The organism is Bacillus sp. LK2 (assembly GCF_001043575.1).
Classification (GTDB): domain Bacteria; phylum Bacillota; class Bacilli; order Bacillales; family Bacillaceae_G; genus Bacillus_A; species Bacillus_A paramycoides.
Genome location: NZ_LDUK01000003.1, coordinates 68,401 through 83,934, shown reverse-complemented (window position 1 = coordinate 83,934; position 15,534 = coordinate 68,401). Strand labels below are relative to the sequence as shown.

14 protein-coding genes are annotated in these 15,534 nt (G+C 35.7%); 13 read left to right on the top strand and 1 reads right to left on the bottom strand.

Features of this window, described 5'->3' with window-relative positions; all coding sequences use genetic code 11:
- Nucleotides 1-78: 78 nt before the first annotated feature.
- Nucleotides 79-873, top strand: a complete 795-nt coding sequence (locus tag VK90_RS03495) for a hypothetical protein (RefSeq protein WP_048370479.1) — start codon at nt 79-81, stop codon at nt 871-873.
- Between the two features lie 4 nt (nt 874-877).
- Here the strand turns inward: VK90_RS03495 and mprF are convergent, their stop codons facing one another.
- Nucleotides 878-3,463 (bottom strand): bifunctional lysylphosphatidylglycerol flippase/synthetase MprF, encoded by a 2,586-nt coding sequence (mprF, locus tag VK90_RS03490; RefSeq protein WP_048370477.1) that lies wholly within the window; start codon nt 3,461-3,463, stop codon nt 878-880.
- Nucleotides 3,464-3,801: 338 nt separating this feature from the next.
- On the opposite strand from mprF, the gene VK90_RS03485 reads away from it, so the two are divergent.
- From VK90_RS03485 to resE, 12 genes are all read left to right on the top strand, one after another.
- A complete protein-coding gene (locus tag VK90_RS03485; RefSeq protein ID WP_048370476.1) occupies nt 3,802-4,191 on the top strand; it encodes a hypothetical protein in 390 nt (129 codons plus the stop codon).
- A gap of 22 nt (nt 4,192-4,213) precedes the next feature.
- On the top strand, nt 4,214-4,705 hold the full coding sequence (locus tag VK90_RS03480; protein WP_002171115.1) for a YpuI family protein: 492 nt from the start codon (nt 4,214-4,216) through the stop codon (nt 4,703-4,705).
- A gap of 112 nt (nt 4,706-4,817) precedes the next feature.
- Complete coding sequence (locus VK90_RS03475) at nt 4,818-5,732, top strand: superoxide dismutase (RefSeq protein ID WP_002171116.1); 915 nt, start codon at nt 4,818-4,820, stop codon at nt 5,730-5,732.
- A 112-nt stretch (nt 5,733-5,844) separates the two neighbouring features.
- Entirely contained in the window at nt 5,845-6,969 is a 1,125-nt protein-coding gene (locus VK90_RS03470) for a D-alanyl-D-alanine carboxypeptidase family protein (RefSeq protein ID WP_048370474.1), read from the top strand.
- A complete protein-coding gene (gene spmA, locus VK90_RS03465) occupies nt 6,962-7,558 on the top strand; it encodes a spore maturation protein SpmA (RefSeq protein ID WP_002117584.1) in 597 nt (198 codons plus the stop codon). Before VK90_RS03470 ends, spmA begins: the two co-directional genes overlap by 8 nt.
- On the top strand, nt 7,555-8,085 hold the full coding sequence (spmB, locus tag VK90_RS03460) for a spore maturation protein SpmB (RefSeq protein ID WP_002171118.1): 531 nt from the start codon (nt 7,555-7,557) through the stop codon (nt 8,083-8,085). Before spmA ends, spmB begins: the two co-directional genes overlap by 4 nt.
- Nucleotides 8,086-8,373: 288 nt before the next feature.
- Nucleotides 8,374-9,102 carry a 23S rRNA pseudouridine(2605) synthase RluB gene (gene rluB, locus VK90_RS03455; protein WP_002171119.1) on the top strand — a complete coding sequence of 243 codons (729 nt, stop codon included), beginning with the start codon at nt 8,374-8,376 and terminating at the stop codon, nt 9,100-9,102.
- A 105-nt stretch (nt 9,103-9,207) separates the two neighbouring features.
- Entirely contained in the window at nt 9,208-9,729 is a 522-nt protein-coding gene (gene resA / locus VK90_RS03450; RefSeq protein WP_048370471.1) for a thiol-disulfide oxidoreductase ResA, read from the top strand.
- Nucleotides 9,730-9,851: 122 nt separating this feature from the next.
- Entirely contained in the window at nt 9,852-11,477 is a 1,626-nt protein-coding gene (resB, locus tag VK90_RS03445; protein ID WP_025147257.1) for a cytochrome c biogenesis protein ResB, read from the top strand.
- Nucleotides 11,478-11,491: 14 nt separating this feature from the next.
- Nucleotides 11,492-12,649 carry a cytochrome c biogenesis protein ResC gene (gene resC / locus VK90_RS03440; RefSeq protein WP_048370470.1) on the top strand — a complete coding sequence of 386 codons (1,158 nt, stop codon included), beginning with the start codon at nt 11,492-11,494 and terminating at the stop codon, nt 12,647-12,649.
- A 302-nt stretch (nt 12,650-12,951) separates the two neighbouring features.
- Nucleotides 12,952-13,668 (top strand): DNA-binding response regulator ResD, encoded by a 717-nt coding sequence (resD, locus tag VK90_RS03435; protein WP_002171123.1) that lies wholly within the window; start codon nt 12,952-12,954, stop codon nt 13,666-13,668.
- Nucleotides 13,668-15,443: a sensor histidine kinase ResE gene (resE, locus tag VK90_RS03430; RefSeq protein ID WP_082147765.1), complete on the top strand. Its 1,776-nt coding sequence runs from the start codon at nt 13,668-13,670 to the stop codon at nt 15,441-15,443. Before resD ends, resE begins: the two co-directional genes overlap by 1 nt.
- The last annotated feature ends 91 nt before the right edge of the window (nt 15,444-15,534 follow it).

Below are 15,534 nucleotides of genomic sequence, written 5' to 3'. Positions count from 1 at the left end.
TGTACAAAATAGAAGGATTTCATAAATCATAATCTAGAATATATAATAAGAAGTTTTGTATGGAAAGAGACTTTAAAAATGGTAGGTGATGTTTTGAAAAATCTTGTCATTGGGCTTATCGCATTAGTACTTATTGTGGCAGGAGGATTTTACATAAAAAAATATCAAGAAACAGTAGAAACGACAGGAGATGTTCAGGAAGTAAAATGGGATGTGGAAAATAAAAAGGGAAATGAAAAAGTCGACATTTCGTTTCAATTGCTAAATAAAAAGAATAATGAAGTTCGTGGTGTGAATGATCAAATTCGAGCAGTTATTGTGGATGAACAGTTGAAAAATATACAACAAATGAAGCCTACCTTTGCTGGGAATGGATCATATAAGCTATCTTCAGAAGTAGCGAAAGGTGAAGGGTACACAATATTTTTGTATGAAGACGAAAATAAGTCTATGGAATCATTTTCTAAGCAAGATTTTGGAGAAGGAAAAAAGGATAAGAGCAAGGACAACAATAAAAAGAAACTTCCAATCGATACTGTACTTACAAAAAAAATAGGAGAGTATCAAGTTTCTCTCTTATTTGGTGCATTGCATCCGAATGAGGCAGTAACATTAACATTTCAGTTTCAAGCAAAAAAAGGAGAAAAGCTAAAATTAAATTCAGGAAGAGGAGAAGTCGACTCTCTATATATCGTTGATGAAACGAGGGAACATTTTTTATATGCCATTCCTGTTGATACGGATGAGCAATTACAATATCGTATTACATTTCCTGAAGAAGGAACATATAAAATGTGGGGAAATTTCTATATAAATGGTAAGAAGTATGAAAAGGAGTTTACTGTACAAGTTCAAAAACGAAAAAACAGCTAAGTATTTAGCTGTTTTTTCGTTTTCCTATTAATTTTGTTACAGAGAGCATAGTAATTGGTAAAGAATGATTCTTTCGAAATGCTAAATATTTTCCGCTCCATGCTGGCTTATATTTTTCTTTAAAATGTCGTAATCCACTGAAACTATACGTATAACGGACATTATTAAAGATTGCTGCGGCAACTCGTTCAGACCAGAATGATTGCGTTGATAAACCAACATTTGAGAGTGGTGCCATACCGATATTAAAGGAATGGTATTCATTTTCTTTTGCCCAGTGGAATAAGTGGATGAAGATTGCATCCATAATACCACTAGGAGCATCTGGATAATAACGCATTAAATCAACAGATAATATTCCGCTTTGATATACTGGCATAAAGGTTGTAAAGGCAACAATTTTCCCTTCTGCGTCAGATAATGTGGCAATAGGAGCACGACTAATATACTCACGATCGAAGTACCCAAGTGAAAAACCTTTCTCTTTTTTTCCGTCGAGCCAAGCATCAGACACTTTTTTTAATTCTTCGTATAATTCGTCTGAGAATGGTGACTGATGAATAGAGAATGTATAACCTTCTCGTTCAAAACGGTTGAAAGTAGCTCGCATACCCGCACGTTTTTTTCCGGTTATAGTAAACGTATTTAAATCAACGACAGCTTCTTCACCAAGTTTAAAGAAGTTATAACCGAAATCGTGATACAAACTCATCCATTTACTTTCGATTTGATAGAATACGCAAATATATCCAAATCGATCTGCTTCAGCTAAAAACTCTTGCAACACAGTACGGTAGGAGGATGAATCACCAATTGGATCGCCTAGTACAACAAGACGTTTTCCAGTGATTGAAAAGAGAAGAAGTGCTTTCCCGTCACTACTAAAGAAGAACTGCTTATCTCCTAAAAAACCTAAATGACTAAGTACATTTCCACCATGTTCATCTAAAAAGTTTTGTAACCTTTTATCATTAGCCGGTTGCCCGGGAAATTCACTACGGTAACGATTGGCAATTAGTGAGCCTATAAGTAAAAAGGTGGGAACGAAGAATGCAGCTGCTAATGCGCTTCGTTGAACTTGTGTAATATTCCGAACGACAAAATCAGGTTTGAACGCTTCTTTTGCACCTGCAAATAAAATACCTAGGTTTTTATATAAATATAACGTTAGCAATAAGAATAGAAAAACTTTTACGATATCAGAAAGAGAGACTTCCATTTTCTCGCGTACAAATCTTTTGCGAAGCATATATAATACAGCAAGTACGATTAATAAAATAAAGGTTTCTTCAATATCAATTCCTTTTAGGGTATTAAAGATTGCTGCTCCAATTAAAGAAACAATCGTCATATAATAAGAACGCTTTGTTCCATAATATATTCCTCGCGAAAGAATAAGGAGGAGAATACCAAATGTTAATGACAAGCTAAAAGAAAATTGAATAAGATGCTTTGGAGCTAAAATATGTAAGGCGTGAGCTCGATTTATGCTTGTTGGTAGAATAGTTGATAAAATAACCATTAAGCCAGCAAATGCTGTTAAAGCGGCGGATGCCCATGAACCTAATTTTCCTAAAAAATCACGTTGTAAAGTCCAAATCACACCAGTTGTTTCTAAAGCAGGTGCAATAAATGGTTTATCTTCAATCTTTTTAATGGCTGCTCCTGTCATTTCAAAGGCTGCAAAAATGAGACCAAGGCAGAATGGTAATATGTAATAGACAAGGCGATACAACAACATAGCAGGTAGTAATACGCCTGTATCAACGCCATATTGTCCTAGTCCAGTTAAGAAGACAAGATCGAACGATCCAAGGCCACCAGGAACAAGACTTACGACACCGGCTAAAGCCGCAATTACATAAACACCTAAAAACTTTTGAAAGTCGATATCAATTCCAAACAATATTAATATGACATACATAACGATGCCAGCAGATACCCACTCGACTAATGAAACTAATGAATATAAAACAGTTGGATTTTTCTCTTCTTCTTCATCCTCTTGTCCTTCTGTCTGTTTTGTTTTTCTATTTTTAATTTTAGAAAACCCAATATATATAGGAACGAAAAGAGCAAAGAAGATAAGAACAGGCCATAACCACGGTTTTTCGTGCAGAATAAACCTTGTATCTAATATTCCGATGAGACCGAGGAATGAAAGAATAGCTAATCCGTTAATAAATGCAGTTGTCATCCATGCAATGCTTTTAATAAGTTTCCCATTCTCTTTTATATGCGGACGATATAGCATTGTACGTACACCAGCTCCAACAAGACCGCCAAAACCGATAAATCCATTTAAAGTGTTAGCAATCCATGAGATGCGGAAAATCTTTTGTACAGGTATATCTGCTTTTAGGTAACGAAGCATAACAAAGTCATAAAAGAACATTGTTGATACGGCAAATGCACCGAGTGTAATTGCTAAAAAGACTCCTCCAGTTGGAATGTTTTTAATTGTTTGGATCGCTTCTAAAAAAGAAATACCTGCTAATTCTTTTTTAGCCTGAAAGAATACAATTGTTAAGACAACAAATGGGAAGACGATTTTCCCAATCTGTAAGAAACGTTTCCATGAAAACGACATAAATACAACTCTCCTTGTGTAAGAAAACTGAGACAATAATATTATTATGACAAACTTCAAGAAAAATAAAAAGGTAATTTCCTGTATATGAAAGCTATTTTTTATATAGGTTATATTTAAAAGAATATTCCGTTTATCAGAAAATTGAGTTAGAATAAAGTGAAACTTTAATCAGTGGTGGTTTTGTTCATCCCCTACTGATTATTAGCCCACACCAATCGGGCTTTTACGGGCAGTTGGACTCCCACCTAACTTCCTCGTAGTAGCCGAATTTTGAGGTAGGAGTCTTACTGCTCAAATAGCGGGATAAAGCAAAAGAAGGAAAAGAGGGAAAGTAGATGATTATAATAGGTTATGCAGGATATGAATTAGAGAAAGCAAAACCTAATACATCAGAAGATTTTTTTAATAGATCTGAAGTGACATATGTACTAAATGATCAAGAAAAAACCTTTTCTGTCTTATATGTTCGATATTTTGAAGAAGTTTTACAAGAAATTACTCCGTTTGAAGGAAATCCAGTTTATAAAGTAGAAGAACAAGACGTATATTTACGAGATATTGTAGCCATCGCTTGTTTAGTGAAAAATAAAGAGCTTCGTGTACAAAAGCGTTTGTATCTCAATGAGGTAACAGACTTTCAAAGATATTTTGACGAGGAAACAGTGGGGAAAGTACAAGAAATATTGGCTGAATTACATAAAAATAAAAGAGTAGAAATAGCGTAAAATGGCAAAGGAGAGAGAAGAAATGTCTAATTCGATGGTTGAAAATCAAACAGAACAAGTTTCTATATTTTTAGAAGATGTAATTTCCTTGATAACTAATTATGTGAACTATCATACGTTACCTTCTTTAGTGGAGGAGACACCAGCGGGAAACGAACGATATTATAAAGGATTATTAGCATCAATAAGAAGACTTCTTGTTTTTTGTGAAGAAGGGCTTGATGCATGTTTTGTTTTGTTGAATAGCCAGCCATTTCGAAAGACCGCAGCTGAAAAAGTTTTGTATAAGATTTATCATCAAGTAATTGCAGAGTTTTTTTCACCAAAGAATGATCATTGGTATGAAAATAGTCGTTCTGCTTATACAGGGAAAAATTCTATTGTTTTTCAGCAAACACCCCCTGCATCCATAGAACAAGTGATGAAGGACTTAGAAGGCAAGTTTCAGGCGATGCGTGAAGAACTAGAATATTATGAGACAGATTACCAAACGAAGATGTTACACAAATACTAATTAAGGTGAAGGAAAAGGAGCTAAAGTCACTTAGCTTCTTTTCTTTTTGTCCAGTTATATAAGGGGTTTTAATTGAATATAGTTAAAGTGGATAGCATCAAGGAGGTGTGACATGAGTCAGCAAGGTGTATTTACAGATTACTTTCATGAAGTAGAAAGCTGGTGTGAAAGTGTTCTTCACGTATTAGATAGCCGCGCAATGGAAGTGTATGATGTCCATATGCTTGCTTATAAAATTCAAACGTTATTAGAACGTATGAAAGAGCACGAATACGATACAGATGCCGAATTTATGTATGAAATAAGTGATGATGTAGAACATATTCAGCACCATTTACAGGAAGTGTTTATGCAGGAAGAGGAGGAATATGAATTATATGAAAGAGGGGATAGTGAACGGGCTGTTCCGATTGGTGGGCATACACTCCCGCCATTACCTTATCCGTATAATGCGTTGGAACCGTATATTTCACGAGAAATTATGATGTTACACCATGACAAACATCATCGTAGTTATGTGGAAGGTTTAAATAAAGCGGAGAAGATGATGGAAGAAGCGAGAAAAACAAATAAATTTGATCTAATAAAGCATTGGGAAAGAGAAGCTGCTTTTCATGGATCAGGTCATTATTTACACACAATATTTTGGGGCAATATGAAAAAAGATGGTGGTGGAAGCCCAAGAGGTGCTCTTTCACAACAGATTGAGCAAGACTTTGGAAGCTTTTTACGTTTTCAAAAACATTTTACAGAAGCAGCTTCTAAAGTGGAAGGTTCAGGGTGGGCAATTCTTGTATGGGTACCCCGCTCAGGAAGGTTAGAAATTTTACAAAGCACGCTTCATCAATTATTTACACAATGGGATACGATACCACTCCTTGTACTTGATGTTTGGGAACATGCGTATTATTTACAATATCAAAATCGAAAAGATGAATATATTAAAAACTGGTGGAATGTTGTAAATTGGTCCGATGTAGAAAAGAGATTTGAAAGTGCAAAACAAATTGAATGGACACCGTATTAGACGCATATCTCATGCGTCTTTTTTATTGGAATTGGAAGGGAGATTTCGTTCATATTTTAAAAGGCCAAGCATACACTTGTACAAAAAGTGCCAAAAGGACGTGGGGGGAAATATGAGACGAATTTGTATAATCATTTCGCTAATTATAATGTACGCAAGCGTCATGCCGATTCCTACATATGCAGAGATGAACAGTAGTGTCAGTGCTCGTAACGCAGTATTAATGGAACAGCATTCTGGCCGTGTACTGTATGGAAAATTAGAACATGAGCCACAAAAAATTGCTAGTATAACAAAAATCATGACAGCATTGTTAGCTGCTGAATCAGGAAAAATGAAAGAATTGGTATCGGTTAGTAATGAAGCGGTACGGGTAGAAGGGTCGGCCATTTATTTAAAACCTGGACAAAAAGTAAAGTTAGAAGATTTAGTTTACGGATTAATGCTCAGATCTGGTAATGATGCAGCGCAAGTAATTGCTGAAAATGTTGGAGGGAGTATAGACGGGTTCGTATATTTAATGAATGAAAAGGCGAAAGAAATCGGAATGAAAGATACTCACTTCTCAAACCCACATGGCTTGGATGGGGATGGATCGCATTATTCGTCAGCGTATGATATGGCATTATTAACGAAATATGCCATGGGGAACGAGACTTTTAAGAAAATCTTTGGAACAAAAACATATAAATCAGATTCTTGGGATTATCCGTGGAAAAATAAACATAAACTCGTGACATCTTATTATGAATTTGCAACAGGGGGGAAAACAGGTTTTACAAAAAAAGCGGGGCGGACGCTTGTCACGACAGCTTCAAAAGATGGGCTGGATTTAATTGTGGTAACTTTGAGTGCTTCTAGCGACTGGAACGATCATATGAACCTGTTTGATAAAGGCTTTGAACGCTATAAGCAAACAAAAGTTTTAGGGCAAGGAGCACTTGCTGAAATAAATGAAAAGAAGTATGCCAATCATGTTTACACGAAAAATAGTTTTTCCGTACCTTTAACTGAAGAGGAAAGGAAGAATGTGTTATTAAAAGTTGAACTTGATAAAAGTGTAAAACCTTCGGATGGAGTGAAAATTGGGAAAACGGAAATTTTTGTTGGTAATGAGAAAGTTGGAGAACGTAATTTGTTTTATAGTAAGCGGAAGTTAGTAGCTACGACGGGAATGTATTGGAATAATGTAAAAGAAATCTTTTCTTACATGATAGGTGTTGGTACAGATGGTTAATCTCGTTTGGGTAGCGATGGCAGTTATAGGGATTGTATATGCCATGATAAATGGAACGATGGAAGAGGTGAATAAAGCCGTTTTTGAAGGGTCAAAAGATGCGGTTACGATATGTATTGGACTTATTAGTGTTTTAGTATTTTGGCTCGGTTTAATGAAAATTGCAGAAGAAGCGGGATTGTTAAAAAAGTTAGTTTCACTTTTTATGCCGATAGTCAAAAGATTGTTTCCAGAAATACCGAAGGATCATCCGTCAATGGGATTCATTTTATCAAATATGATGGCAAACTTTTTTGGATTAGGAAATGCAGCAACACCTCTGGGCATTAAAGCAATGGAGCAACTCAAAGAGTTAAACGGTGGGAAGGATTCTGCAAGTCGTTCTATGGTGACGTTCCTAGCCTTAAATACATCAGCAATTACATTAATTCCGACCACTGTAATTTCAATTCGAATGACTTATGAATCAGCAAACCCTACAGAAATCGTTGGCGTAACATTCATTGCACAAGTGTTATCGATGATCGGGGCAATTTGGATTGACCGCTATTTTTACCGGAGAAGGAGTAGAAAGGGGCGGAAAAAATGAGCATTGTAAATACAATTTCATTATGGGTAATCCCTTGTGTAATCGGTTTTATCCTTTTATATGGTACGATAAAAAAAGTTCCAACGTATGAATCGTTCGTTGAGGGAGGAAAAGAAGGGATTCAAATTGCAGTTTCAATTTTGCCGTTTATGGTTGGAATGCTTGTATCTATTTCTATTTTCCGGGCATCAGGTGCTCTAGATGCAATGATATCGGTAATGAAGCCGATGTTAGATTTTATTCATGTACCAGCAGAAATCGTTCCACTGGCACTTATACGTCCGATTTCGGGCTCTGCTGGTTTAAGTATAACGACCGATTTAATCGCTACATATGGACCAGACTCGTTTATTGGGAGATTAGCTTCTACGATGCAAGGTAGTACAGATACGACTTTTTATATTTTAACGGTATACTTTGGGGCTGTTGGTATTAGAAAAATGGGAGATGCACTAAAAGTAGGATTGTTTGCAGATTTAATCGGGATTATTTGCTCAATTGTGTTTGTTTCTTTATTGTTTCATTAATGGTATTCATTTTTTACGCTACTTCGCTTATAATACGTATACGACCACTATTAAGGTGTAGCTTAATAGTGGTTTTTTTATGCGGTATTTTTGACAAAATGATGAACTTTTATTGTGAGCAATATGAAAAAGTGTAAACAATAATAAAGGGTGAAAACGTGTATTGACCTTTATACGTTTATTATCATCGCTATGTTGTTAAGGCAAGGCGAAGCAAATGGCGTAAAGCTTAGGCAGTTGCCAAGTCTTTCTAATGAAGGTAAGATAAATTTGAGGTGAAAAAAAGAAATGGAACGATTACAAAAAGTGATTGCGCAAGCAGGTATTGCATCGAGAAGGAAGGCTGAGGAATTAATTCAGCAAGGAAAAGTGAAAGTTAACGGAAAAATAGTGAAGGAGTTAGGAACAAAAGTAACTCCTCAAGATAAAGTAGAAGTAAATAACATCCCTCTTGAAAAAGAAGAACCTGTTTACTTTTTACTATATAAACCAACTGGTGTAATTTCAAGTGTATCAGATGATAAAGGAAGAAATGTTGTAACAGACTTTTTCCCTGAAATTAGACAACGTTTATTCCCAATCGGACGCTTAGATTATGATACGTCTGGCGTATTATTGATGACAAACGATGGGGACTTTGCAAATGTATTAATGCATCCGAGATATAAAGTTGAAAAAACGTATGTTGCGAAAGTTAAAGGGCCATTAACAGGTGAGAAAATTCGCATGTTAGAACGAGGTGTTGCGCTGGAAGACGGGAAAACAGCACCAGCACAAGTGAAAATTATTTCTTGGGACAAGCGTAAAGAGATGGCGATTGTACAATTAACGATTCATGAAGGACGTAACCGTCAAGTACGTCGTATGTTTGAAGCGTTAGATTGTAAAGTCATGAAATTAAAACGTGAACGTTATGCCTTTTTAGAAGTAGGTAGTTTGCGACCTGGTGATGCAAGAGAATTGACACCGCATGAGGTGAAGCAATTACGTGCATTGGCGACTACAAAACCACGATAAGCTATAGATTGAAACTTTCACCAGTGGAATGCTCCGCTGGTGATTTATTCAATAAAACATTTGTAAAAAAGAATACATATATTCATCGAAGAGAGGAGAGAGAATATGAAAAAAAATCGCCTATTATTTCGTGTTATCATTCTGCTCATTTTAAGCGGTGCTGTAGGATTTACACTGTATCAAGGTTTTTTTGCTGATAAAGAGAAAATGCAAATTGGGAAAGAAGCACCTAACTTTATCGTGACTGATTTAGAAGGAAAGAAAATTGAACTGAAAGATTTAAAGGGAAAAGGTGTATTTTTAAATTTTTGGGGAACTTGGTGTAAGCCTTGTGAAAAAGAAATGCCGTACATGAATGAGTTATACCCAAAGTATAAAGAAAAAGGCGTTGAAATTATCGCGTTAGATGCAGATGAAACGGATATCGCAGTGAAAAATTTTGTGAACCAATATGGTTTGAAATTCCCGGTTGCAATTGATAAAGGGCAAAAAATCATAGGTACATATGGAGTGGGACCATTACCAACAACCTTTTTAATTGATAAAGAAGGCAAGGTTGTTGAGCAAATTATAGGTGAGCAAACGAAGGAACAACTGGAAGCCTATTTGAAGAAAATTACTCCATAATAAAGAAAGCCTTTACATAAGAGGTGCTTGGTGTATAGCACCTTCGTTTTAAGAATTCTGAGTATTGCGGTAACTTGAAGGTAGAATATACAATAGTACATATAGATACTGGGGTGGTGAGAGTGTTGAAAGAAATTAAGTGTGAATGTGGACATGTTAATCCGATAGGAACCGTTTTTTGTGAAGCTTGTGGGAAACCATTTGAAAGCAATGAAAATGTGAATTTATTGGATATGAGATATGAGGGGAGTGCCCGGAGATCTCTCACACATACGAAAACGATAATCGATAAAATTTGGAGTTTTTTCTCTTCTGTAAAAGTAGGGGTATGGTTAATTGTAATAACTTTAGCTGCATCGGCAATAGGAACTATTTTTCCGCAAGAAATGTACATAACTCCAGGAATCGCACCGGCTGAATATTATGAGAAAGAGTACGGATTTTTAGGGCAATTATACTATCAATTAGGGTTTAATAATTTATATGGATCATGGTGGTACATGATTTTAATTGCTTCCATTGGCATTTCACTCGTTATATGTAGCTTAGACCGTGTAATTCCTCTTTATAAAGCATTAAAAAAACAAGGGGTGAAAAGACACCCAAGCTTTTTAAAGAGACAGAGAGTGTACGGGACTGGTTCGCCACAAGAGGGTGACTTAGAACGAGTTCAAATTAATTTAAAGAAAAGAAATTATAATGTGAAAGTGGAAGACGGGAACGTTTTAGCGGAAAAGGGACGTTTTTCTCGCTGGGGTCCATATGTAAATCATATCGGTCTTATTATTTTTCTATTTGGTGCAATGCTACGTTTTTTACCGAGTATGTATGTAGACGAAGCACTTTGGTTACGCGATGGTGAAACGAAAGAAATACCAGGAACTGATGGTCAATACTATTTGAAAAACGAAAAGTTTATAAAGGAAGTTTATGATAAGAGTAAGGACAAAGAAGTTTTTGATGATGCGATTGATCGTATTGGTGATAAAATGATTGCGAAAAACTTCCAAACGAATGCCGTATTATATAAAGCAGTAGGAGAAACTATAGCAGGTCAAAAACCAAAATTAGAAAAGGTAAAAGAAGCTGAAATTCGGGTGAATGAGCCACTGAAGTTTGACCAATTTGCTGTTTATCAAGTGGATTATAAGGAAAGTGAATTTAAAAGTATGTCCTTCCATTTGCAAAATAAAGCAAATAATCAAAAGTGGGGACCGATTAAAGTGAATTTAGCGAATCCTACAGAAAAATATGATCTAGGAAACGGGTATTCTCTAGAACTATTAAGCTATTTTCCTGATTTTTATTTTGATGAGAATGGAAAGCCGAATACGAAGACAAAATTACCAAACAATCCTGCATTCGTCTTTAAAATGTTTACCCCGGAAACACCAGATGGTGAAGTGAGCTTTGTTGGTATTCGGCAAAATATAGAACCGGATGGAAACAATAAATATAAAATGTCATTTGCAGGTGTGGAAATGCAAAATGCAACAGCACTTACTGTAAGAAAAGATTTAACGCTTTGGATTCTTGGTATTGGTGGATTTATATTTATGGTTGGTGTGATTCAAGGTATGTATTGGAACCATCGCCGTATTTGGATACAACGCGTCAATGATGAGTGGTGGGTTGCAGGTCATACAAATAAAAATTGGTTCGGTTTAAAGAAAGATATTGAAAGAGTTTTAGAAGGAACAGCGATTCCGCAACCACATGATAAAATAACCGATAAAAAAATTAGTTAAGGTGGGGAAACGATATGGTGCAAATAAGTAGTAATTTTCTGTTTGCCGCTTTCATCTTATATTTAATTGCAACTCTATTTTTTGGCGGAGCAATCAAAGAAAAAGGTCATAGGTGGGCAAATGTAGGTATAACTATAACAATATTAGGGTTTATTGCACAAACAGTATATTTTGTTACAAGGTGGATTGCATCAGGGCATGCGCCAGTTAGTAACTTTTTTGAGTTTGGTACATTTTTCGGTATGATGCTTGTCGGAGCATTTATTGTGATGTATTTTATGTACCGAGTAAGTATAATCGGACTATTTGCATTACCGGTTGCGCTTTTATTAATTGCCTATGCAAGTATGTTCCCGAGGGAGATATCCCCGCTTATTCCATCTTTAAAAAGTAATTGGTTACATATTCACGTGACTACTGCAGCAGCAGGACAGGCGATCTTAGCAATTAGTTTTATTACGGGCGTAATGTATTTATTGAAAAATGTAGATCAATCAACGAGAAGTAAACGTACATTTTGGTTAGAAACGGTAGTTTTCACACTTGTTTGTACTGTTGGATTTATTGCAGTAACAACGGTATTCTCTAGCATGAAATACGAAGCGAAGTTTCAATGGATTGATAAAAATGAACAACAAGTTGAGATGAAGTATAACCTTCCAGCTTTAGTGGGACCACATGAAGGGAAGTTAATGACAGAAAATAAGTTAGAGCCAAAAGTGGAGGTTCCAGCGTTTGTAAATGCGAAAAAATTAAATACTGTTATTTGGTCAGTAATAGTCGGAACACTACTTTATATTGTATTAAGACTTGTTTTGCGCAAACGAGTATCAGCAGCACTGCAGCCGTTAGTAAAGAATACGAATAGTGATTTGTTAGATGAAATTGGGTATCGATCTATTGCAATTGGATTCCCAGTATTTACATTAGGGGCGCTAATCTTTGCAATGATCTGGGCTCAAATAGCGTGGACGCGCTTTTGGGGTTGGGATCCAAAAGAAGTTTGGGCGCTTATTACTTGGCTCTTTTATGCTGCGGTATTACATTTACGTTTATCTAAAGGGTGGCATGGAGAGAAATCCGCTTGGCTTGCAGTAATTGGTTTTGCAATCATTATGTTTAACTTTATTGTAGTAAACTTAATTATCGCGGGTTTACATTCATATGCATAGAGAAATAAAATAGGAGAGTGTATGTCACTTTCCTATTTTATTTTTGTTAACTTTTCTTCTTTTTTGAGAAAAACATGACAAAGTAGCGGTTGATTTTGTAAAATGATGTCGAGGACCAAATACACTGTTCAAAAAAAATACATAGTTTTGGAAAAAAAATGAACAAAATTTATTATTCTTGTGAAGTATAATATGGAAAGTGGAATGTTTAAAGATATGCTTTGTTAAACGAGAATAGGTGCAGCATCATATTGTAGAAGGGTAGGTGTAAACCGTTGCGTTAAAATACGTGACGGGTAGAAATGGAAAATGAATCAAGAATTTTAATTGTAGACGATGAGGATCGTATTCGTCGTTTATTAAAGATGTATTTAGAAAGAGAGCAATATACAATTGAAGAAGCAGATAATGGTGATACAGCTTTAGAAATGGCATTACAAAATGATTATGATCTAATCCTATTAGACATTATGATGCCTGGCAAAGATGGTATTGAAGTGTGTAAAGGAATTCGTGAAAAGAAAGCAACGCCAATTATTATGCTGACAGCAAAAGGTGAGGAAGTAAATAGGGTACAAGGATTTGAAGTTGGAACAGATGATTATATTGTAAAGCCGTTTAGCCCGCGTGAAGTAGTGCTTCGTGTGAAAGCGGTATTACGACGTGCTGTACCAACAACATTCTTTACACAAGATACAACGACGAAAGATGTTACTGTGTTCCCACATTTAACAATTGATAATGATGCACATCGCGTTACAGCGGATGGTAATGAAGTAAACTTAACACCGAAAGAATATGAATTACTATTATTCTTAGCGAAAGCCCCTGATAAGGTATTCGATCGTGAGCAATTGCTAAAAGAAGTGTGGCAATATGAATTCTTCGGAGATTTACGTACAGTTGATACACATGTAAAGCGTTTACGTGAGAAGTTAAGTAAAAAATCACCAGACGCAGCGAAAATGATTGTTACGGTTTGGGGCGTAGGTTACAAGTTTGAGGTTGTGAACGACTGATGCTTTGGAGAAGTGTAGTAGGTAAGTTATGGATGACCATATTACTTCTCGTTTCGTTTGTTCTTGGATTTGTTGCTATTTTACTTTCGCAGTTTTTTAGAACGTATTATGTTGATATGAGTGAAGCTAGGCTTCAGAAAGTTGCAACAAGTGTCACAGAGTTAATTGAAGAAGGTGCCGATGTAAAAACGATTGAGAATATCGCGTACAAATTCTCTGATAAACTTTCAAGGATTATTATTGTAGAAGATGGTAAGGAAATATCTTCTTCACCGAAACAAGAAGGGTTAGTTACTCTAACGATAGATAATCTAAAAGAAGATAAAGAATTAGCAGCTGTTTTTACAGAAAAAAAAGAAATTAAAAATAACATTAAAAAAGCTCCTAATAGTAGAAAGAATAAAAACACTGAAAGTGATATTGTGATCGTCGGGAAACCAGTACAGTCAAAAAATCAAAGTGCAGTGTTTGTATATGAATCTTTACAAGTGCCAATAAAAGATATGGAGAAAACAACTGATTTTATTTTCTTAGCAGCCGGGATTGCGATTATTTTAACAACTTTCTTTGCATTTTTCTTATCTACTCGAATTACAGCGCCGCTCCGTAAAATGCGTGAGGTTGCTTTTGAGGTGGCGCGCGGGAAATTTGATACGAAAGCTCCTATGGTGTCTCAGGACGAAATAGGTGAGCTTGCAACTGCTTTAAATCAAATGGGAAAGCAGTTGAAGTTTAATATGAATGCATTGCAACAAGAAAAAGAGCAGTTAACTAGCATTTTGAGTAGTATGGCTGATGGTGTTATTACGTTAAATCAAGAAGGTGAAGTCGTTGTTATCAACCCACCGGCAGAACATTTCTTACAAGTTTGGCAAGAAGAAAAAGAATTAGAATTGAGTAAAAAATTGCCTTCTGAATTTGTTGAATTATTCCATCTTGTTGTAGAAAGCGAACAACAGCAAGTTGTTGAAATTAATTTGCAAAAAGGTAACTACGTAGTTCTTATGACACCACTTTACAACCAAACGAAAATTCGTGGAGCTGTAGCAGTACTGCGAGATATGACGGAAGAACGTCGTCTGGAGAAGATGCGTCAAGACTTTATTGCAAATGTTTCACATGAACTTCGTACACCGATGGTAATGCTTCAAGGGTATAGTGAAGCAATTTTAGATGATATTGTGCAAACGAAAGAAGAAATTAATGAGTTTGTCCAAATTATTTATGATGAATCTGTTCGTTTAGGTAAACTTGTAAATGAGTTATTAGATTTAGCTCGTATGGAAAGTGGTCATGTAGAGTTACATATAGGTGAAGTAGATATTCATCCATTTGTCGAAAAAATTGGCCGTAAATTCCAAGGGATTGCAAAGGATAAAGAAGTCCAATTAACAGTTGATTTCCAAAGTCCAATTGAACAATACCCGTTTGATGCAGACCGTATGGAACAAGTGTTGACGAATTTAATTGATAATGCAATCCGTCATACGAATGCAGGTGGGCATGTTGCACTTGTAATTGATACGAAAAATAATGGCCTTACTTTCGAAGTGCAGGATTCAGGTGCTGGTATTCCAGAAGAAGATATTCCATTCTTGTTCGATCGATTCTATAAAGCTGATAAAGCGAGAACGCGCGGGAAAAAGGTTGGAACTGGATTAGGGCTTGCGATTGCTAAAAATATTGTTCAAGGCCATGATGGTAAAATTTCTGTATCGAGTGTTGTTGGAGAAGGAACTACATTCTCTGTATATTTACCGAATCGTTTAATTTAGATATACATGTTCTTTAAGGATGATGATTAATAAAAGTTCTACTGTTTTTTATTTTTTTGTAAGTTCAATTAAATAAAGAATAGTAGAGCTT